The organism is Paenibacillus sp. FSL H7-0357 (assembly GCF_000758525.1).
In the GTDB taxonomy this organism is placed as follows: domain Bacteria; phylum Bacillota; class Bacilli; order Paenibacillales; family Paenibacillaceae; genus Paenibacillus_AQ.
In genome coordinates, this window is sequence record NZ_CP009241.1 from 6,127,474 (window position 1) to 6,147,943 (window position 20,470).

Sequence of the window (20,470 nt, forward strand, 5' to 3'; positions counted from 1 at the left end):
CGATAGTTCGTTGATGTGACGTCTTGGCGTTGCTGCGGCCACTAGTCGTTGATGTGCACCACTAAACGTAGCTGTAACTGGGCGATAGTACGTTGATGCGACTTCCTCGCGTAGCCGCGGTCACCAGGCGTTGATATGTACTTCTAAATGTTGCTGCTGCGGGCCATACATGGAGCAGCCTCACAAACTTTTGAACAGACTTTTTACCAAAGGGAAATATTCCCTCTATTTCAAGTTATTTGTTCTATATAGCTGAAATAGAGGGATATTCTCCCTATGTTTTTAAAGATTATTGTGAAATCAGCTTCTCCATTAAAGGTTAGCGGGCAAATTCCCCGCAACTTGTAAGTACGGGCACATCACAGCAAATTTATAGGGTACATTTCCCGCTATCCCGTGAATTCAACTGTTCTTCGCTTACTAAAACCCTCCATCCTATTTCTCCATGTTCGACCACCACTTAGTTGCTGCACTCACTCTACTATTCCCAGTAACTGAGAACATTGCGCGCCAGCTCATACCTTACCCTCCGGACACCATCGCCACGTTTTGCAGGCGTCAGCCAACCTTTTTCACTTATCTTATACAGCATGTGCCGGGCCGTTTTAGGATCGAGTGAGAAATATTCAGCTACATCCTGCGGTCGTACGGTTCCGGCCTGACGGATTACAAAACGCATAATTTCTCTTTCAACCAGCAGCAACTTCTCCACTGGAACAACTGGTCCTATATATCTACTCAACACCATGCGCAGCAATGTAACACATAATTCAGGACGCTGCTCCACATCATCGTAGGCAAAGGAGATGACTTGGTAACCCATTGCACACAGAAACGTTTCGCGGTTCAACTCATTGCTATATTTCTGTCTGTCCATATCCTTTACATGTGCAGCATAACCTTTGATCTCCAACAGGAGTCTGATCGTTCCCGGCAAAAATGCAAAATCAGCAAAATAGGAACGGCCGCGCCAGTCCATGACTTCATATTCCGGATGAAGATCGCAGAAGTCACCACGCAGCGGCCACCATACATTTTGCAGAAATAATGCTTCGGCATGCCGATGCCCCCTCTCCAGCCTCCCCCTTCGCTCTCCGCTCCTAGAATCTAGATGATGCTGAATAAACTCTTCAATATTCGGCTTGTGATTCATATCCGCTAATCCCCCTTTGGTTATACAAAATAAAAAACGCCCCATTTCACCGCCGGATCACCCGTGGTGCAATGGGACGTTTTTCGCCACCTTGCTTGATGCTATAAAAAAATTAGGAACAACTATCTATACTTAGAGGGAAATACGCCCGCTATTATATCCAGAATGCTTGTTTCTCGAGCAATAAAGGGAATACTGCCCTTTAATTATTTCTAAATCTCCGAATCGTCCTAAGATGATTGAATTAAAGGGACGAATTCCCCCTATATTCTTCACTCCCTTGAATAATAACAAATTAACGGGAGTATTTCCCCTTAGTAAATTTAATTAGTGCAATTATAGTATAGCCAAACTGCAGAGCAACGAGTTCCAATCAGCAACTGAATGAAGGATGATTAGATAAAAGGAGTCAGCTTGTTCGACTAGTTAGAATAAGTTCTACTATTCTTCCGGATTACCCACACCTATAGCAGGAGCCAGTCCAGCATGCTTGCGGCCGGGGATTTCGCCCGTTGCTTCAAAGTGAGCGACAATGATGTCGATCTCCTTCTTCAGTTCGGAGACAAGCTCTGCCTCAGGAACCTTGCGGATCATTTTGCCGTAACGGAACAGCAGTCCCTCACCACGGGCACCGGCGATGCCGATATCGGCTTCACGGGCTTCTCCGGGGCCGTTAACGGCGCAGCCCAGCACCGATACTTTGATCGGTACCTTCAGCTTGGAAATATACTCTTCTACTTCGTTGGCGATGGAGAAGAGATCAATGTCCAGACGTCCACAGGTCGGACATGAGATCAAGGTGGCAGCGTTGGAGATCAGACCAAAAGTCTTGAGCAGTTCACGCGCTACCTTCACTTCCTCGACTGGATCGGCACTGAGTGAGATCCGCACGGTGCTGCCGATGCCCATGGAGAGCAGTGCCCCGATACCTGCCGAGCTCTTCACGGTTCCGGCGAACAACGTGCCGGATTCTGTAATGCCCAGATGCAGCGGATAAGGAATGACTTCTGCCGCCTTGCGGTAAGCCTCAATAGCCATAGGCACATCCGAAGCCTTCAGGGAAACGATAATGTCATGGAAATCGAGTTCCTCGAGAATTCCAATATGATAAAGTGCGCTCTCGACCATAGCTTCCGGAGTCGGATAGCCGTATTTCTCGAGCAAGTGGTTTTCCAGTGAACCGGCATTTACGCCAATGCGGATCGGAATTCCTTTTTCTTTGCAGGCTTTGACTACAGCTTCCACCTTGTCGCGGCGGCCGATGTTGCCGGGATTGATCCGGACCTTGTCGATGCCGTTCTCAATAGCCAGCAAAGCTAGCTTATAGTTAAAATGAATATCCGCTACAAGCGGAATATGAATCTGCTTCTTGATTTCCTTGATCGCAGCAGCCGCTTCTTCATTGTTGACAGTTACGCGCACGAGTTGGCAGCCCGCTTCCTCCAGCCGCAGAATTTCAGCGACCGTAGCTTCCACATCAGCGGTTTTGGTCGTACACATGCTTTGAATAGCAACCTCATTGTTTCCCCCGATAATAACTCCGCCAACATTGACAGGACGGGTCTGGTGTCTCAAGAACATGGTTTTCTCCCCCATAACGATCAAAGCTCCACCCCCACCGATCCCGCTTTGTGAAGCGGGATAGCGGCAAAAAGGTGGAGTCTGTGAATTGTATTGTTTAATTAGGCGCTTTCTTCCTTCTTCTTGTCTTTCTTGATGCCCAGCTCAGGCAACGCCTTCTCTTGAACGACCTGCTCCGTAATCACGCAGTCCTTGATGTCATCGCGTGAAGGAACCTCATACATCACATCAAGCATAATACTCTCTATGATTGCACGCAGACCACGGGCACCCGTGTTACGTTTGATGGCTTCCTTAGCGATGGCTTCAAGCGCCAGCGGTTCAAATTTCAGCGCGACATTGTCCATTTCCAGCAGCTTGATATACTGCTTGGTGAGCGCGTTTTTCGGCTCGGACAGGATGCGCACCAGCGTATTCTCATCAAGCGGCTCTAGCGTGGAGATTACCGGCAGACGGCCGACAAACTCAGGAATGAGACCAAATTTAAGCAGATCTTCAGGCAATACCATGGACAGGTATTCGCCTGTCTTCAGGTCCTTCTGACCTTCAACAGCAGCGTTGAAGCCGATGACTTTTTTGCCGATACGGCGTTTGATCATTTGCTCCAGACCGTCAAAAGCACCGCCAACGATGAACAGGATATTCGTCGTGTCGATTTGGATAAACTCCTGGTGAGGATGCTTGCGTCCGCCTTGCGGTGGTACGGAAGCTACAGTGCCTTCCAGAATCTTCAGCAGGGCCTGCTGTACACCTTCACCGGAAACGTCGCGTGTAATGGACGGATTCTCGGATTTGCGTGCTACTTTATCAATTTCATCAATATAGATAATACCGCGTTCGGCTTTTTCCACATCATAATCCGCAGCCTGGATCAGCTTCAGTAGAATATTCTCAACATCCTCACCCACATAGCCCGCTTCCGTAAGGGAAGTGGCATCTGCAATAGCAAAAGGAACGTTGATAATCTTCGCCATGGTCTGCGCCAGCAGCGTTTTACCCGAACCTGTTGGACCGAGCAGGAGAATATTGCTCTTCGTCAGTTCAACGTCTTCGATCTTGCTTTGGCTGTTCACACGCTTGTAGTGATTATATACAGCAACGGAGAGCGATTTCTTCGCCTGCTCCTGGCCGATTACGTATTGATCAAGAATATCACGGATTTCCTTTGGTTTCGGGATATCCTTCAGGTCCAGCTCTTCCTCATGGCCAAGCTCTTCCTCCACGATTTCCGTGCACAGCTCGATGCATTCGTCACATATATAAACACCAGGTCCTGCTACAAGCTTACGAACCTGCTCTTGTGATTTGCCGCAAAAAGAACATTTCAATTGCCCTTTTTCATCATTAAATTTAAACATCTTACCACCCCTTTAAGATATGATCGGTGAAGAGAGTACCTGGTCAATAAGCCCATATTCCTTCGCTTCTTCCGCGCTCATGAAGTTATCGCGGTCCGTATCCCGTTCGATTTTTTCAAGGGGCTGACCTGTGCGATCCACATATATTTGATTCAGCTTATGTCTAGTCTTGAGGATCCAGTCTGTGTGAATCCAGATATCGGATGCCTGCCCTTGAACGCCGCCGAGCGGCTGATGAATCATGACCTCACTGTTGGTCAGCGCGTATCTTTTGCCCGGAGCTCCAGCAGTAAGCAACAGCGATCCCATACTGGCTGCCATTCCTACACAAATCGTAGAAACATCGGGTTTGATGTATTGCATCGTATCATATATACCCATGCCGGCTGTCACAGAACCACCAGGCGAGTTGATGTACAGGTGAATGTCTTTTTCGGGGTCATCTGCTGCCAGGAACAACAACTGGGCAATAATCAGATTGGCGACATCATCGTCAATTGCATTGCTCAGGAAGATGATGCGATCCTTCAGCAATCTGGAATAGATATCGTATGACCGTTCTCCCCGACTTGTTGATTCCACAACCATTGGTACCAGACTCATGCCACCAACCTCTTTTCTCTATACAGATTAGTCTTTCCGTTCAGAAATATTTTAACACGTTCAAGGCGGTATGTCATTTTTTCACTGCTGAGGAAATCCGCATTGGTCATGTGCCTGCCATTATAGCGCAATTTCAGACACATTGCCAATCCTCTGTTCGGTTATGTACCTCCAAACACCAGCACCCGATAAAAATAAGGCACGTAACAAACTTACGTGCCTTATCAACTGTCTATGGAGGCCGTACTACTGCTTGGCCGCTCTAGGTAAAATTGTAACTCCAGAAAATACTACTCAGCGCTTGTTTCTTCAGCAGCTTCTTCAGTTGCTTCAACTTCCACGCTGCTGGATACGAGCAGTTCAATGGTCTTGCGCAGCGAAATTTCTTCGTTCAAGCTGCTCAGGGAACCGTTAGCTGCAAGGATACTGCGGATTTCTTCAGGAGAACGTTTGAAGGATTCAGCCATGGAAGCGAGCTCTTGGTTCACTTCTTCTTCGGAAACTTCGATCTTCTCTTCCTTTGCGATCACTTCAAGCACCAGGTTGTTGCGGACGCGTTTTTCGGCATCGTCTTTCATTTGGCTCTCAAGATCTTCACGGGTTTGACCGGAGAAGCTGAGGAACATATCCATGTTCATGCCTTGTTGGCGAAGACGGTTGTCGAAATCGCGAACCATGTTTTGAACTTCACTGGCGATCATTGCTTCAGGAATTTCCACTTCAGCATTAGCTGCTGCTTTGTCAACTACTGCAGTTTCACGAACGCCTTTCAGCTCTTCCTGTTTGCGGGATTCAAGCTGTGCTTTCAGATCTGCTTTGTATTCTTCCAGTGTGTCGAATTCACTTACATCTTTGGCGAACTCGTCGTCCAGGGCAGGAAGCTGTTTGCGTTTGATTTCATGCAGCTTCACTTTGAATACAGCAGCTTTGCCTGCAAGGTTCTCTGCATGGTAAGCCTCAGGGAAAGTAACTTCTACATCCTTGAAATCACCAGTGGACATGCCTACAACCTGCTCTTCAAAACCAGGGATGAAGGAGTTGCTGCCAAGTTCCAGGGAATGACGTTCTGCTTGACCGCCTTCGAACTGCACGCCATCTACGGAACCGTCAAAGTCGATTACAGTGATATCGCCATTAGCTGCCGCTTCATCTTCAACAACAACCAGTTCAGCATGACGTTCTTGCAGACGTTTCAGTTCGGCATCCAGCTCTTCTTCAGTAACTTCAGCTTTTTGAACCGGAACTTCCAGGCCTTTGTACTCGCCCAGTTTCACTTCAGGCTTAACAGTGATCTTCGCTTTGAAAATAAATGCTTGACCTTTAGCGAATTGCTCGATGTCTACTTCAGGACGGTCTACCGGGAAAATGTCGGTTTGCTCAACAGCTTCGCCGTAAACTTCAGGAAGAAGAATGTCGATGGCATCCTGGTACAGGCTTTCTACACCAAAACGGGATTCAAAGATCGGCCGAGGCACTTTACCTTTACGGAAACCAGGTACGTTTGCTTTCTTAACCACTTTATTAAAAGCTTTGTCGAGTGCTGCAGCTACGCGTTCTGCTTCTACTTCGACTTCAAGAACTCCAAGGTTCTTCTCTATTTTTTCCCAAGTTGCCTTCATAATATACTTTTCCCTCCAAAAATAGGTTACATGTTTACTTTAAATAATCACGCAATTCACGCACAGAATAACCATTATATTATATACAACATCGCTTTATTTATCAAGTAGAGAACTCTTTACAAATCCTTTGAGAGAACGATAGGCTCCTTCAAATTGAAAGCGCATGCCGCCTGTTATCCCGTACATCCCGCGTGTTTCTTCCTCCTGCCGCGTTCCGTTCAGGCTTTCTGACACCATTTGATGCAGCGCACCCGCCCAAATATCGAGCAGCGCATCCTCTCCGTCCAACAATTTTCGATATTCGGCCGAACCGTAAATCGACATGATAAATTGTCCCCAAAGCTCTTGGGCAAAATAATAAAGTGTAGGCTCATGAACCTCCGCCTGCTCAGCCACCCGTTCCATCACTTGGCTCACCTGCAGCGGGAAATCCTCATTTTGCAGCGGTACCGTCTCAATCTCCACAATCGACGCTTCCTGTCCGCGCATCAGCTTAATGGTTCCCTGTACGCCGCGCCGCCGGAGGGTCTGGAGTGTACGGAATTGCAGCAGCGGATGAACCGTTGCCTTCTCCAGCCAGTCTGTCAGCGTCTCGTCGACATGTCCGCCCTCCAGATAAGAAAGCTGCTCCAGTGCCAGGATCGTCGCTTCGGACAGCGGCTCGTTCATGATACGCTTCAATAACTTATCAGGATAATCCGCATCCTCTTCCTGCTTCGATTTAGCCAGTATGCGGGCCATGTCCTCTTCCTTAAGATCCTGCTCTTCACCGGGAGCGGCATCTTTCGCATCTCCGCCCTGGGCAGCGTATGGAAAGGCCGCCTCCAGCCAACTAAGCAGCGACTGCCATTCCTCGTAGTGCCGCTCTTCCTGACCTTGGCATTGCAGCAAAAAGCGCAGCAGTTCCATCGCTTCCCCGTAACGTTCACTCTCCAGCATCACCGTGAGCTGAATCTGATAGTAATCCAGCGTCTTCGGAAACAGCACGACATTCTCTTTGGCAGGGGAATTCGAATGATTAATGAGGGCACCTCCTTTTCTCCGAACCTTAATCAATTGTAGATTATAGCATATCCCGGCTAGGTTTCAAAAAAACAAGTTGAAAAAGTTATCTATGTATGATAACATAATTTTTGCTTGCTTTTCGCTCAAGCTATTATGTCCCGGTAGCTCAGTTGGATAGAGCATGCGCCTTCTAAGCGCACGGTCGGGGGTTCGAATCCCTTCCGGGACGTCCTTTCAGAAACAGCCTTCCTTCGGGGAGGCTGTTTCTGCGTTCAGGCGAGCGGAGCCCGCTGCGGGCTGGCGCGTCCAAGAACGCGATGCAGTTCGGAATTAGAATGTCGGGAACACGATGTCAGCTGGACGTTGGCGTGTCCGGCAACGCAATGCCTTCTGACTGGACGTTAGGCATCTAGAATCGTGAAGCCCCCGGGGGTTCGTTAGACGTCTGGAACGACGAGTGAAGCCCGTTGGGGATTCGTTAGATGTTTGGAATGACGAGTGATGCCTGTTGGGAATTCGTTAGACGTTTGGAATGACGAGGGAAGTCCATTGGGTGGACTACCATATCTTTGAATGAAGTCCGTCGGGTGCTGAGCGACCACAAACGAAAATATTAGTGGTTCAGTTTAGCGGCAACTCGGCTACTGCGGACTCAGGAGACGCTATTTAGTCAATTACCAGACATCCGGGGGAGTCGCGGACTCCAGAGTCGTTATTTAAAAGAAATTAACCTAAATCGGGGATTTCAGCACAAATAACGCCTCCTCAGTCCGGATGCGCCTAAAAACAGCCTGATCTTTAATAATAAGGCCCCCTGGGTCCGAAGCGGGTGAGCAATAGCACCTTTCGTCAGTAGATACAGATTCTGCTTGAATTCTTTCCGTTGTCCTTCCTCTAACACGTCAACTCCATGCATAAAAAGAAACAACCCCGCCTGATAACAAGCGGGGCATTTGCCTATTTACTAACTGCGTTTATCCTACTGGTTGAATTCACCTACCAACTGCGTTTATCCACTGGTTGAATTCACCTACCGACTGCGTTTATCCTACTGGTTGAATTCACCTACCGACTGCGTTTATCTACTGGTTGAATTCACCTACTAACTGCGTTTATCCTACTGGTTGAATTCACCTACCAACTGCGTTTATCTACTGGTTGAATTCACCTACTGGCTGCGGTTATCTACTGGTTAGATTCACCTACCAACTGCGTTTATCCACTGGTTGAATTCACCTACTGGCTGCGGTTATCTACTGGTTAGATTCACCTACCAACTGCGTTTATCCACTGGTTGAATTCACCTACCAACTGCGTTTATCCACTGGTTAAATTCACCTACCGGCTGCGTTTATCTAGTGGTTAAATTCACCTACCGGGCGTAATCTACCGGTTGCGTTTCACCCGCTGTCTGCGTTTACCTGCTGTCTGAGTCTTTCTGCTACTACGTTTACGCAGCAACAGTTAACTTCGCATGTGAAAATCAAATCCCCTTATGGAAACGCCAGCTTGCCCATCACTGTCGGGCGGGACGCTCCTGTGGCCGAAGGAAGATTATTGGCGACTCCGTGCATGAAATCATTGCCCAGCAAGGCGAAAATAATCGCCTCCTTCGCGTCGTCGCTGAAACCCAGCACGCTTGAGGTTATTACAGCCTGTTCCGTCAGCAGTTGCTGAAGCATAGCCAGCAGTGCAGCATTGTGCGCACCGCCGCCGCTGACGATGACCTCGTCAATTTGGCATACAGGGAATACGTACCTTAGATAACCTTCCGCTATCGTCCGCGCGGTAAAGGCGGTAGCAGTAGCTACAATATCTGCATCGTTCAAGCCGCGTGTCCGGGCCAGGGTCACAAACTGTTCGGCATAAGCTTTGCCGAAGACTTCCCGGCCTGTAGACTTGGGTGGCTTCAGTGCAAAATAAGGGTGCTCCATCATTTGATCCACCAGCATTTCGTCTGGTGTTCCCTGCGCGGCCCACGATCCTCCATCATCATAAGACATTTGACCGCCGCTCAGCAGATATACAGTCTGATCAATGACCATGTTCCCGGGGCCTGTATCGAAGGCAAACACATCCTCCGGACCCGCTGCGGCAGGAAGTGCTGTACAATTCCCGATTCCTCCAATATTCTGTAGCAGCCGCCCTTTCTCCGGATGCCGGAACAGAATCAGATCTCCATAAGGTGCCAGCGGCGCCCCCTGCCCGCCAACTGCCATGTCACCCGGGCGGAAATCCCCGACCACAACCCGGCCGGTTCTCTTGGCCAGTACAGACAAGTCGCCAAGCTGGAGCGTGGAACGGACCAGAAGCGGATCATCGGTTGCCGCTTCTGGGATATGCCACACGGTCTGGCCGTGGGAGCTGATGAGATCAATCTCATCAAGCTCCATTCCGACACTGCGTACCGCTTCTATGGCCGCCTCAGCAAACCGTTCCGCCAGATATACGTTCATACCACATACCAGGTCCACCGATGAATGTTCTATCGTGCATAGCTCCTTCAGCCGCTCCCGAAGCCCGTCGTCATAGGGCACAGAGGAATAATGCAGCAGTTCAGCCTTGGCAGCAAGTCCGCTTCCTTCTATTGAGACTATCGCTGCGTCAATGCCATCCAGCGAAGTGCCGGACATTAAACCAACAACAACAGATTTTTGTTTAGTCCAGAGCGGGCCAATCATAAGCTAAGGCCCCAGCCTGCCGGATATTTATCCCCGAGCGATACCGGCAGTCGTCCCTGAAACGGAATTTGCCCGAGCAATGCTTTGGCTGCACTTTCCAGCGCAAGCGGACGCCCTTCATATGCAGCAGCATAAGTCTCTATCTCCGGCATTGCCAGCAGGTCATAAGGATTGCGCAGCGCAACAACCGCAAGCGGCTTGCCAAGCGCCCGCAAGGATTCCACCAAATTGCATTGATCGGGATTAAACTGCGCATTGTAGGTGCCGACAACAATCTGCTCAATGTCCTCAACCCGCGCTACCTCCAGCAGGTCAGCAGCATAGCTGGCAATATCTCCTGCCGGAACGACACGGTCAATACAATCCAGTCCATATTTACTCAGCATCGTACCAAGTCCCGCGGTTTCGCCAAAAGCTTCATCCACAAGAGTGGCTACTACAGGAGCTGCCGTAACTGCTAGCGTCTTCTTCCGTTGTAGGGGAAGCACAGAGGATTGATTGCGGACCAAGGTGATGCTGGCTTCACTGATACGGCGCGCCACTTCTACATGCGGCGGAGCTTCCAGCAGGCCGAGACCTGCATATGCTGCGGCAGAGCTGGCCGCGTGCCCGTATTCAACATCTACCGCAGCGGGATTTGCAGCATGCTCGTCTTCCATCTCCAACAGTTTGGAACCCCCAGCACTTGTACCTTCTGCACTTACAGCACTCGCACCGCCTGCACTCACTGCTCCAGCGCCATCTGCACTCCCAGCACTCGTTCCTCCTGCACCCTCAGCACTTGTGCCTTCTGCACTCACTGCTCCAGCACCCCCTGCACCCACAGCTCCAACGCCGCCTGCACTTACGGCCGTTGAACCCGCTGCCGAAGAATCCGCCGCACCAGCCCCGCCAACAGATCCGGCTGCGATCACACCCCGCTTCACCTTCAGCGCGAGCAGCCGCCGCACCGAGTCGTCAATGCGGGTTTCGCTGATTCTGCCTTCAGCGACCGCATGAAGGATAGCTTCAATGGCAGCCAGCTGACGGTCAGCGCGGTGGCTGATCAGAACGATATCAGCCCCGGCTTCAATGGCCAGCACCGAAGCTTCAACGGTGCCGTAGTGCTCGGCGATGGCGTTCATCTCCATGCAATCGGTCATAATAATCCCGCCGAAGCCCAGTTCTTCTCGTAGCAGACCGGTCAGAACCGCCTTCGAGAGTGTAACCGGAAGCTTCTCCTGCTCAAGTGCCGGGAAGTAGATATGCGCCGACATCATGGCATCTACACCTTCGGCAATTGCTCTGCGGAAAGGAACCAGCTCTACGCTGTCCATACGTGCCCGGTCATGTCTAACGGTTGGCAGATCCAGATGCGAGTCCACATCAGTATCCCCGTGGCCCGGAAAATGTTTAGCCGTAGCCGCGACACCTGCATCCTGAAATCCGCGGATCGTCGCTGCGCCATAATCGGCTACCTTCTCCGGCGATTCGCCGAAGGAACGGACGCCGATCACCGGATTCCGGGCATTATTGTTCACGTCCAGCACGGGAGCATAATTCAAATTAATGCCCATGGCGCTCAGTTCCCGCCCGCTGATCAAAGCCGCCCGATAGGCATCCTCTACCGATCCGGCCGCTGCAATTGCCATTCCGCCGGGCATAAGCGCCACACCTTCAGTAATGCGGGCGACCATACCGCCTTCCTGGTCGATGGAGATCCAGAGAGGAGCCTTGCCGCCTTCCGCTGCAGCCCGCTGCAACTCAGCGGTCATTCTGGCTACCTGCTCCGGCGTCTCTACGTTGCGGGCGAAGTAAATAACACCGCCGATCCCCCCTTTTGCAACAAGCTCGCGAATTCCGTCGTCCGGCACAGCGGTTCCTTCGAAACCGCACATCAGCATTTGCCCGATTTTGTCACTGAGACTCATTTCGGCGACCACCATATCAAGGCCGCTCTCTTGTACTGCTGCCTCACGCCAATCCATTGCCACCGCCTGCCTTCCCCCAATCAGATTTTAGCTATTCATACAGAAGATAAGGCTTCCGCAACATCAGCCATTTATCGCTTTCTTCCTGCCATTGTCCAATGATTTCCCGCAGCCCCTCTGCTGTGCCAATGCGCCTGCGCACCGCTTCGCCGCCGGTCAATAAATCAATGAAGTATCTCCCGCCTTCTTTCGGCGGAGCAACCCACTGAAACTGCTCCGGATAGAGTGAACACACCTCATGCAGCATGGCAAGTCCGGTACGTACGGATTCATAAGCCTGCGGCTCAGTCACGAATAATCGCACACCACCGCATAATTCTCCTTGATGTTTGGAGAAGGTTGGTGTTGCATACACAGGATGGAAGTGCACACCCGGAAGCTGATGTTTCTCCATCGCTTCGGCAAGTAATGCCCCATCCAGCCATGGTGCGCCAACCCACTCAAACGGGCGGGTGGTTCCCCGCCCTTCTGAGAGATTCGTTCCTTCAAAAAAACAGGTTCCAGCATAAACTCTCACCGTGTCGATCGTCGGCACATTAGGGGAGGGCATCATCCACGGGAGACCCGTGTCCATAAATTCCAGCTGACGATTCCAGCCTTCAAGCGGGATGACATCCAGAACACAGCCAATCCCTCTCTTGTCGTTCGCCATAAGCGCCAATTCCCCGATGGTCATCCCCGTGCGGATCGGCATGGACCAGGCGCCAACCATAGATTCGTAGCCAGCCTCCAAAAGCCCGCCTTCGCTGCCGGTTCCGCCAAGCGGGGCAGGACGGTCGAGTACGAGCAGACTTTTACCGTTTTCCGCACAGGCCTCCATTACGTACAGCAAGGTTGATACATACGTATAAAACCGCACGCCCAGATCCTGAATGTCAAAAATAAGCGTATCCACCTCATCCAGCATCTCAGGCGCCGGCTTCTTATGCATCCCGTACAAGCTGTACACCGGAATCCCCAGCCCCGCGTCCAGCTCATCCGTGAATTTCACACCGGCTTGGTGCTGGCCGTATATGCCGTGTTCACACGCAAAAAGTGCCGTAAGTCTAGAAGATTCCAGACTCCGGCACACCTCCACACTGGAGCGAAAGTCCGCCGTTATGCCGGTAGGATTTGTAACCAACCCAATCCGCCGCCCATCTAGCAGCGGGTGAGACAAACCTGCGGCCAGCCGGTCCACCCCGCAGCTCACCTGTAGACTCATAACCATTCACCTCCGGCAATGATGCCAGCGGAGCTATCCGCCCCGAAGCTTACCTGTAGGCGCATGACAATCCCCCTTCCGGCATATAGGAGTACTGAGGACAACCGCTGTGCATTATCCTCCGGTTCATAGCAATCTCCCGCCTGCATAGAGCTCACTTGTCTCAGGCACACCCTCCTGCTCATCATCCTCATCGGGATGAAGTACATTGTAAGCAGCTTTATGCAGATAGACGGCAAGCATGCCGTTGAACAGCGCCATGAAACCTACTACGGTCACAGTCAGCATGATCCCCACAACCAGCGCCTGGAAGAAGGCCCCGATGGTATAAGCCGGATAACGGAGGAACAGCTTGACGCTTTCCCCCATGGCCTTGAAGATGCCCATTCGGCGCTGAATCACCAGTTGCAGCGTGTAGAATTGAGAAACAAGCGCCATAGCGACAAAATACGTCTGGAAAATAGCAATCGTCCAGCTTACCGCCCCGTCACGGCCTCCATAGAACCACCAGGTTGACCATAAAATCAGCACCAGCAGGGAGCATAGCAGACCGAACGCCACTGCCGGCCCAAAACCCTTGCGCGCACCGCTGAGCATCTCCCTGACACTCAGCTTCTTTCCTTCCGTTCTCCGGTGGTACGCATGGAACACACCGAAAAACAGCGGCATGTAAAGAAGCGGAATCAGGATAAATGACAACGCTATAGGCGCAAAGATGACCACTGGCACCAGCATAGCCGAACTGGCCAGACTGAGCAGCGCAATCGGCACAATCTCCCGGAATGACTCCACTCCCGTACTCACCAAGACTTGATTCAGTTTCTGCATTGCTTGTCTCCCCTTTCTACCTTGCAACCCTTATAACCAGCTTGTTCTACCAGACAATTCTTTCTTCAGTTGCCGGATCGAAATAACGTGCTTTGCTGAGATCGAAAATAAACTGCTTATCGAGATTATTGTAGGCTTTCGTCTCCGGATGAACCTTGGCGGTTACCGTTCGGCTGCCGATTTTAAAATAGACCAAATTCTCGGAACCCAGATGCTCTACTACCTTAATATGCGCCTGCATTTGATGTTCTGTAGAAACTCCCGGTGCGAAGTCATCGCCGTAGATATGCTCCGGGCGGATGCCAAGAATAATCTCTCTGTTGTTATAGCCTTGCAGACCGGCCGCCGCATCCTCTGACAGCAGGAATTCAGCACCATCAATAACTACACGTCCCTGTTCAATCCGGGCATCAATAAAGTTCATCGCCGGAGAGCCGATGAATCCGGCTACGAACATATTTTTGGGATTAGCATACAGTTCGGTCGGAGAAGCCACTTGTTGAATGACACCTTTATTCATAACAACAATCCGCTCACCAAGTGTCATTGCTTCTACCTGGTCATGCGTAACATATACAATTGTAGCGCCGAGACGTTTATGAAGCTCGCCCAGCTCAACACGCATCTGAATCCGCAATTTCGCGTCCAGATTGGACAATGGCTCGTCGAACAGGAACACCTGCGGATCACGCACAATCGCCCGGCCGACGGCCACACGCTGGCGCTGTCCTCCGGACAGCTCGCGCGGCTTGCGTTCCAGCATCTCTTCGAGTCCGAGAATGGTCGCGGCTTCCTGAACTTTTTTCTCAATATAATCCTTCGGTTTCTTCAGGTTCTTCAGTCCAAAGGACAGATTCTCACGGATGCTCATATGCGGATACAGCGCGTAATCCTGGAACACCATCGCAATATCGCGGTCTTTAGGATGAAGGTTGTTTACGATACGCTCGCCGATGATAATATCCCCGCTTGTCTGCTGCTCCAGGCCTGCGATCATCCGCAGCGAGGTGGTTTTGCCGCAGCCTGAAGGTCCGACGAACACAACAAATTCTTTATCATTAATAACAAAATCGGAACCCGCCACCGCAGTAAAGGTCTGCTTGTTCTGATCGTCAAATTGTTTGCGCACATTGCGGAATTCAACTCGTGCCATTGCTCTTCCCCCTCATATCTAACCCTGTGAATTTTGAGAATATCAACAATTAACCTAGCCTTTTACAGCTCCAATGGTAATGCCCTGCAGGAAATAGCGCTGCAGCGAGAAGAACAGAATCAGCATCGGCAGCGCACCAACTGTCGCCCCTGCCATAATCGCTCCGAAATCGGTAGACTCTGCGAATACAAAGGAAGCCAGTCCGACCTGGATCGTCCGCATTTCCGTCGAATTCGTAATCAGGAAAGGCCAGAAAAATTCATTCCAGGAAGCGACGAAGGTGAAAATTGCGAGTACGGCAAGCCCGGGCTTTGCCAGCGGAAGAATAACCTTCCAAAAGATGCCGAACTCGCTGCAGGCATCGATCCGCGCCGCATGAATCAGCGAGGTCGGAAGAGAGGACATGTACTGCTTCATCAAAAAGATATTGCCAACCGTGATCGCCGTCGGCAGAATAATCGCGGTATAGCTGTCACCGAGATTAAACACGTTGACGATTAGAATATAGAGCGGAATCAACGTTACCTGTGCCGGGATCATCATCGTGCTGAGCAGCACCCAGAAAATCGCGTTGCTTCCGGGAAATTTCAATTTAGCAAAAGCATATCCCGCAAGGGAAGCGAAAAACACATTGGTAATGGTAAGGATCGATGAAATCAGCAAAGAGTTGAACAGCCAGCGCCAGGCCGCTGTTTTGGCAAAAAAACGGTCATATGGAGCGAGCGAGAAAGCCTCCGGCAGCATGCTTGGCCGGAAACTGGCGGATGCAGCAGAGTCCTGCACGGAACCGACAATCATCCAGTAAAGCGGAATAACCGTTACTATACTCCACACTACAAGACAAGCCACCGCCACCCATAGAAAGATGGTCTTTGATCTAGTTTTCATTACAGGTTCGCCCCTTCCATCCTAATACTCGACATCACTCGAGAAATATTTAAACTGAATGACAGAGACCAGGATAATCAGAAACGCCAGCACGAACGACTGCGCCGAAGCCAGGCCAAATTCATAAAACTGGAACGCCGTCTGGTAGATCAGATAAGCAATCGTCGTTGTCGCAAAGTTCGGCCCGCCCTGGGTCATCATGTACACCGAGATAAAGACCTGGAAGGAAGTAATCACTCCCGTTACAAGCAGATATAGAGTGGTCGGTTTCAGCAAAGGCCAGGTAATCCGTGTAAATTTGGTCCAGCCGCTGGCATGATCAATATCAGCCGCTTCATAGAGTGATTTCGGAACTCCGCCCATCGACGCCAGATACAGAATGATTCCCGCTCCGTGCGAGCCGAGCCAGTTCATCAGAATCAGCGAGAAGAGTGCAGTCTTGGACTGTCCAAGCCAGATCACCGGGTCAAGGCCAAACCATTCCAGAAACCGGTTCAGAAGCCCGACATTCGTCGGATCAAAAATTGCCAGCCAGACGATGGATATCGTGACGCCGGACGCAACTGCCGGAAGATATAGTGTAGCCTTGAAGAAAGTCTGCCATTTGGTCTTCATCTGGTAGATTAAATAGGACAGCACAAACGTAATGACAATATTAACCGGTACCGTGCACACCGTAAAAATAACGGTATTCCACATCGATTTCCAGAAGGTTGAATCCTGAAACAGCCGCTCATAATTGTCGAAGCCGATCCAGGTGGAGTTCATAATGTTGTACTGCTGGAAGCTCATGATCAAGGCAGATACGACCGGATATAGTGTAAACACCAGAAACAGCAGAACGGGTGCCAGGATAAACAGGTACGCCCATCCATATTCACGCCATAACCTGCCGGCGGAACTGCGCGTCCGCTTTGGCGCGATTGTCGTCATCCCTTTCCTCCTCCTCTTGTAAGAGAGGGCGCCAAATTCAACAAATGCGATGGGCGCCCCCCTTAGAAAACTACTTATTCAGCATTTGGCTTCCTTTACTGTTGAATTCTTTTGCGATAGCCTCAGGTGATTTCTCCCCGGAATACAGGGCTTGGATATTCGGTGTTACAACCTGCTCCTTGAACTGCTTCATTTGGGCTGCAATAGCGGTGTCGAGCTTCAGTGTTACAGGCATTGCAATGTTCTCAGCCATGATCGCGGAAGCTTTGATTGTCTCTTCCGTTCCAAGCGCTTTGCCTGCAAACAGATCAGCTTGCGATTTACGTACAAATGGAAGCACCAGCTCATTGGAGGAATTACCGGCTTTAGCACTGCTCAGATAATCCAACACCAGGAATGTATTTTTGGCATGCTGCTCGCCTTTGTCATTTTTCTGTTTAAAGGCGATATAGCCTTCCGCGCCCATCGTAGTTTTGGCTGGAGCAGCATCATTGTGCGGAACCGGCAGCAGAACGAAATTAATTTTCTCGCCTGTGATCGTACCCGCATCAATATCCTTGTTCCGGTTCTGAATCATTACGTCATAATAAGGGATGGCTTTGGAAATAATGGCGGCTTGTCCGGCATAGAACATATCGGAACGTTTGGCCGGAGCAATGGCTGCGGTCTCTTTGGGCATGTAGCCTTTGTCCAGCAGGCCTTTAATGAAGCTCAGCGTGTCAAGGATACGTTCATCGTTCCACTGGAAAGCACCGGATTCATCCAGAACATCAGGCATATTGTTGTTGCGGGACAGCATTTCAATGAAATCCAGCGATGTTCCGTCTGTCACCAGCGGATATTGGGTGGAACCGTCGCCCAAGGTTTTGGTCAGCTTAGCAGCAGCGGCTTCAAATTCAGACCAAGTCCAGCCTTTTTGCTGAATCGAAGCCCAGTCAATGCCTGCTTCTTCCAGAATCCGCTTGTTCCCGCCCCAGCCCCATTGGAACTGGTAGAGCGGCAGGCCGTATTGTTTGCCGCCAATCTGGGCGAGCTCCAGTGTTCCCGGAAGGTAGTCATTCTTGATGTCGTCCGTCATGTACGGATCCAGATCAAGCGCAAGCCCGGTGTTGACATAGGTGCCATCCACACTGTGGAAGTACAGATCAGGCGGGCTGCCGGCATTCAGGGCTACGTCGAATTTCTTCGGACCCTCCGCCCAAGACAGCACTTCCGTCTTCACGGTGATGTTTGGATGTTCTTTTTGAAAATCTGCTACCAGACCCTTTAGTTCATCCTCATAGGCTCCGTGCACCGGATAAGTCCAGACGGTAACGGTATCTTTGGCATCCGGGCTGCTTGCCGCCTCCTTGCCTCCGGAGTTGCCACATGCGCTGATCAGCATCATAACCAGTACCATACTAAGCAATAAACTTTTCTTCATTATTTCTTCTCCCCTTATTTTTCCGGCTACAGCCGTTTGATATGTTGTCTGCTCTTTTCCAGATAAGTAACGGACTGTTCATAATTCCGGCTTGCAACGGCGAGATATAAAATATCGATAAGATTAAGCTGTGTAATCCGCGAAGCCATCGCTCCGCTGCGGATTTCATTTTCGGTGGCGGAGGTGCATAGCGGAATATCCGCGCTCCGGCTTAGGGTGGAATTGCCATATTTCGCGATGCTGATCACGGTTCCCCCATTATCCTTCACAATGGATGCTGCCCGGATAACCTCTTTGGTCTCGCCGGAGTATGAAATGCATACAGCCACGTCGTCAGCAGTTGCGGTTATGGCGCTCGTTAACTGGACATGCGGATCGGCAAAAGAGAAGCTCATCTTATTAATCCGCAAAAACTTCTGCTGGGCATCCATCGCAATCAGGTTGGAGGCTCCCACTCCGAAGAAATAAATCACCTTCGCCCGGTCAATCGCTTCAACCGCCCGCTCAACCATGGCTTCATCCAAAATCGTGAGAGTATCCCGGATCGATTGAATATTATTATTGGATACATTCTGCATAATGGCTGAAATCGTGTCATTGGGACGAATCTCCTGGTAGCCAATGATTGCCGGATCTCTGCCCTGAAGATCACCGGCCACTTTAATCTTCAGATCCTGGTATCCCTTAAAGCCGATGGACTTGCACAGCCTGACGATTGCCGCCTGGCTGGATCCGCTCTTCGTAGCCAAATCAGCGATGGAGAGCTGGATCATTTCATCCGGATTCTGCAGGATATACGCAGCAATCTTGTGCTCCGACGGACTTAGTGTTTCATACAATTCCCGCAAACGAATCAAACCGCCATTCATTGGAATCAATGCACCTCCCTATAGAATAGAACTCTCTTTGAACCGACACCCCACAAAACAATGTTAGCTTTGTTAACTCATAAGGTTTGATATTCTCCCAAAACCTTGGAATGAATTCATTATATGAGTTGTAAAATAAAATTTCAACATTTATTTTTCTTGTGAAATTTTATTTTACTTTATGCTCTTCATCTCATATAATTAGTAAAAAATCAAAGTGGTGATTGATCGATGAAAGTGTTCTTAGGCCTTGATGGAGGTGGCACAAAGACCGATGCAGCCGCTTTGGATGAGCGGGGAACATTACTCGCCCGCTATATTGGAGGTCCATCCAATCCGCATAGTTCCTCCTTCGGGACAGCGCTTACAGAAATTATGTCAGCTATTGACGGATTGATAGAGAGACTGTCGATAAATATCGATGAAATTACAGCAATATGTCTCGCTGTGTCAGGTTTCTCCAGCATCGATGAAGAAACCCTCCTTAAGAGGTCCGTTCAGCAGCATGTATTGAAACAAGGCCTATCTATTCCGGTGTTTATACAATCAGAAGGACAGATTTCTTTGATGGCCGCAGTGGGAAGCAATCACGGGGTGCTGGTCATCTCGGGTACCGGATCGATTTGCTACGGCTATCTTCCGGATGGATCCGGCACCCGCACCGGCGGCTGGGGACATTACCTTGGAGATGAAGGCAGCGGATATCAAATCGGGCTCCGTACACTCAAAACGGTGATGCGCAGTTATGACAGTGTTTGTAAACCCACGATAATGACCGATATGATTATGGAGGAATACGGATTTAAGCTCATTACGGATTTGAAGGGATATATTTATATCCCTTCCCATTCCAAAGCAGAAATTGCCGCCTTCTCAAAGGTTTGCATTCAGGCGGCTGGAGCCGGAGATGCTGCTGCTATTGCCATCCTTACCGAAGAAGCTGCGTCCTTAAGCGATACCGCTGCGGCCCTGCTTCGCCGCAGCCCCACTCTGCAGAACTATCCCGTAGTGCTCAGCGGCTCGGTGTTCAGGTATTCCCCGATCTTCCGCGGGAACTTCTGCAGCAGCCTGCAGAAAACTATTGGCGGGTTGAAATTCGTAGACGGGAGCCTTGGGGCTCCGCCATCCACCGGAGCAGCCATGACTGCACGCAAGCTGTTTAATGACTACAGACAAGAATAGACTGGCAGGAGGAAGAA

Annotated in this window: 16 protein-coding genes and 1 tRNA gene; 2 read left to right on the top strand and 15 right to left on the bottom strand. The window is 50.4% G+C overall.

Annotated features, from left to right (window positions below; genetic code table 11):
* Nucleotides 1-481: 481 nt before the first annotated feature.
* The 6 genes from H70357_RS27065 to H70357_RS27090 all read right to left on the bottom strand — a co-directional run bounded on the left by H70357_RS27065 (nucleotide 482) and on the right by H70357_RS27090 (nucleotide 7,304).
* A complete protein-coding gene (locus H70357_RS27065; protein ID WP_038595823.1) occupies nucleotides 482-1,153 on the bottom strand; it encodes a DUF559 domain-containing protein in 672 nt (223 codons plus the stop codon).
* A gap of 441 nt (nucleotides 1,154-1,594) precedes the next feature.
* Nucleotides 1,595-2,734: a flavodoxin-dependent (E)-4-hydroxy-3-methylbut-2-enyl-diphosphate synthase gene (ispG, locus tag H70357_RS27070; RefSeq protein ID WP_038600570.1), complete on the bottom strand. Its 1,140-nt coding sequence runs from the start codon at nucleotides 2,732-2,734 to the stop codon at nucleotides 1,595-1,597.
* Nucleotides 2,735-2,835: 101 nt separating this feature from the next.
* Nucleotides 2,836-4,092: an ATP-dependent protease ATP-binding subunit ClpX gene (gene clpX / locus H70357_RS27075; RefSeq protein WP_038595826.1), complete on the bottom strand. Its 1,257-nt coding sequence runs from the start codon at nucleotides 4,090-4,092 to the stop codon at nucleotides 2,836-2,838.
* A 12-nt stretch (nucleotides 4,093-4,104) separates the two neighbouring features.
* Nucleotides 4,105-4,695, bottom strand: a complete 591-nt coding sequence (clpP, locus tag H70357_RS27080; protein WP_038595829.1) for an ATP-dependent Clp endopeptidase proteolytic subunit ClpP — start codon at nucleotides 4,693-4,695, stop codon at nucleotides 4,105-4,107.
* Nucleotides 4,696-4,985: 290 nt separating this feature from the next.
* The gene (gene tig / locus H70357_RS27085; protein ID WP_038595831.1) at nucleotides 4,986-6,314 is read right to left on the bottom strand and encodes a trigger factor; all 1,329 of its coding nucleotides are present in this window, start codon (nucleotides 6,312-6,314) and stop codon (nucleotides 4,986-4,988) included.
* Between the two features lie 96 nt (nucleotides 6,315-6,410).
* Nucleotides 6,411-7,304, bottom strand: a complete 894-nt coding sequence (locus H70357_RS27090) for a hypothetical protein (RefSeq protein ID WP_179091744.1) — start codon at nucleotides 7,302-7,304, stop codon at nucleotides 6,411-6,413.
* Between the two features lie 173 nt (nucleotides 7,305-7,477).
* Between H70357_RS27090 and H70357_RS27095 the strand changes: the two genes are divergently transcribed.
* A tRNA-Arg gene (locus tag H70357_RS27095) sits at nucleotides 7,478-7,551 on the top strand.
* A gap of 1,264 nt (nucleotides 7,552-8,815) precedes the next feature.
* On the opposite strand, the gene H70357_RS27100 is transcribed toward H70357_RS27095, so the two are convergent.
* From H70357_RS27100 to H70357_RS27150, 9 genes are all read right to left on the bottom strand, one after another.
* Nucleotides 8,816-10,003: an anhydro-N-acetylmuramic acid kinase gene (locus tag H70357_RS27100; protein WP_038595834.1), complete on the bottom strand. Its 1,188-nt coding sequence runs from the start codon at nucleotides 10,001-10,003 to the stop codon at nucleotides 8,816-8,818.
* Nucleotides 10,000-11,970 carry a beta-N-acetylhexosaminidase gene (nagZ, locus tag H70357_RS34570; RefSeq protein WP_052092271.1) on the bottom strand — a complete coding sequence of 657 codons (1,971 nt, stop codon included), beginning with the start codon at nucleotides 11,968-11,970 and terminating at the stop codon, nucleotides 10,000-10,002. Before nagZ ends, H70357_RS27100 begins: the two co-directional genes overlap by 4 nt.
* A 34-nt stretch (nucleotides 11,971-12,004) precedes the next feature.
* Entirely contained in the window at nucleotides 12,005-13,177 is a 1,173-nt protein-coding gene (locus H70357_RS27120; protein ID WP_038595836.1) for an exo-beta-N-acetylmuramidase NamZ family protein, read from the bottom strand.
* 126 nt (nucleotides 13,178-13,303) lie between these two features.
* Nucleotides 13,304-14,005, bottom strand: a complete 702-nt coding sequence (locus H70357_RS27125; RefSeq protein WP_063848057.1) for a hypothetical protein — start codon at nucleotides 14,003-14,005, stop codon at nucleotides 13,304-13,306.
* Between the two features lie 46 nt (nucleotides 14,006-14,051).
* Nucleotides 14,052-15,158 carry an ABC transporter ATP-binding protein gene (locus H70357_RS27130; protein WP_038595838.1) on the bottom strand — a complete coding sequence of 369 codons (1,107 nt, stop codon included), beginning with the start codon at nucleotides 15,156-15,158 and terminating at the stop codon, nucleotides 14,052-14,054.
* 54 nt (nucleotides 15,159-15,212) lie between these two features.
* Nucleotides 15,213-16,046 (bottom strand): carbohydrate ABC transporter permease, encoded by an 834-nt coding sequence (locus H70357_RS27135; RefSeq protein WP_038595842.1) that lies wholly within the window; start codon nucleotides 16,044-16,046, stop codon nucleotides 15,213-15,215.
* A 21-nt stretch (nucleotides 16,047-16,067) separates the two neighbouring features.
* Nucleotides 16,068-16,979: a carbohydrate ABC transporter permease gene (locus tag H70357_RS27140; protein WP_038595844.1), complete on the bottom strand. Its 912-nt coding sequence runs from the start codon at nucleotides 16,977-16,979 to the stop codon at nucleotides 16,068-16,070.
* Nucleotides 16,980-17,049: 70 nt separating this feature from the next.
* A complete protein-coding gene (locus H70357_RS27145) occupies nucleotides 17,050-18,402 on the bottom strand; it encodes an ABC transporter substrate-binding protein (RefSeq protein ID WP_038595847.1) in 1,353 nt (450 codons plus the stop codon).
* Nucleotides 18,403-18,428: 26 nt separating this feature from the next.
* Nucleotides 18,429-19,271, bottom strand: coding sequence for a MurR/RpiR family transcriptional regulator (locus tag H70357_RS27150; RefSeq protein WP_038595850.1), 843 nt, complete (start codon nucleotides 19,269-19,271; stop codon nucleotides 18,429-18,431).
* Between the two features lie 231 nt (nucleotides 19,272-19,502).
* On the opposite strand from H70357_RS27150, the gene H70357_RS27155 reads away from it, so the two are divergent.
* The gene (locus H70357_RS27155; protein ID WP_038595854.1) at nucleotides 19,503-20,453 is read left to right on the top strand and encodes a BadF/BadG/BcrA/BcrD ATPase family protein; all 951 of its coding nucleotides are present in this window, start codon (nucleotides 19,503-19,505) and stop codon (nucleotides 20,451-20,453) included.
* Nucleotides 20,454-20,470 lie beyond the last annotated feature (17 nt).

Coding starts and splice junctions, on each gene's coding strand:
- H70357_RS27065 (WP_038595823.1), bottom strand. CDS start 1,153: ATGAATCACAAGCCGAATATTGAAGAGTTTATTCAGCATCATCTAGAT.
- ispG (WP_038600570.1), bottom strand. CDS start 2,734: ATGTTCTTGAGACACCAGACCCGTCCTGTCAATGTTGGCGGAGTTATT.
- clpX (WP_038595826.1), bottom strand. CDS start 4,092: ATGTTTAAATTTAATGATGAAAAAGGGCAATTGAAATGTTCTTTTTGC.
- clpP (WP_038595829.1), bottom strand. CDS start 4,695: ATGAGTCTGGTACCAATGGTTGTGGAATCAACAAGTCGGGGAGAACGG.
- tig (WP_038595831.1), bottom strand. CDS start 6,314: ATGAAGGCAACTTGGGAAAAAATAGAGAAGAACCTTGGAGTTCTTGAA.
- H70357_RS27100 (WP_038595834.1), bottom strand. CDS start 10,003: ATGATTGGCCCGCTCTGGACTAAACAAAAATCTGTTGTTGTTGGTTTA.
- nagZ (WP_052092271.1), bottom strand. CDS start 11,970: ATGGATTGGCGTGAGGCAGCAGTACAAGAGAGCGGCCTTGATATGGTG.
- H70357_RS27120 (WP_038595836.1), bottom strand. CDS start 13,177: ATGAGTCTACAGGTGAGCTGCGGGGTGGACCGGCTGGCCGCAGGTTTG.
- H70357_RS27125 (WP_063848057.1), bottom strand. CDS start 14,005: ATGCAGAAACTGAATCAAGTCTTGGTGAGTACGGGAGTGGAGTCATTC.
- H70357_RS27130 (WP_038595838.1), bottom strand. CDS start 15,158: ATGGCACGAGTTGAATTCCGCAATGTGCGCAAACAATTTGACGATCAG.
- H70357_RS27135 (WP_038595842.1), bottom strand. CDS start 16,046: ATGAAAACTAGATCAAAGACCATCTTTCTATGGGTGGCGGTGGCTTGT.
- H70357_RS27140 (WP_038595844.1), bottom strand. CDS start 16,979: ATGACGACAATCGCGCCAAAGCGGACGCGCAGTTCCGCCGGCAGGTTA.
- H70357_RS27145 (WP_038595847.1), bottom strand. CDS start 18,402: ATGAAGAAAAGTTTATTGCTTAGTATGGTACTGGTTATGATGCTGATC.
- H70357_RS27150 (WP_038595850.1), bottom strand. CDS start 19,271: ATGAATGGCGGTTTGATTCGTTTGCGGGAATTGTATGAAACACTAAGT.
- H70357_RS27155 (WP_038595854.1), top strand. CDS start 19,503: ATGAAAGTGTTCTTAGGCCTTGATGGAGGTGGCACAAAGACCGATGCA.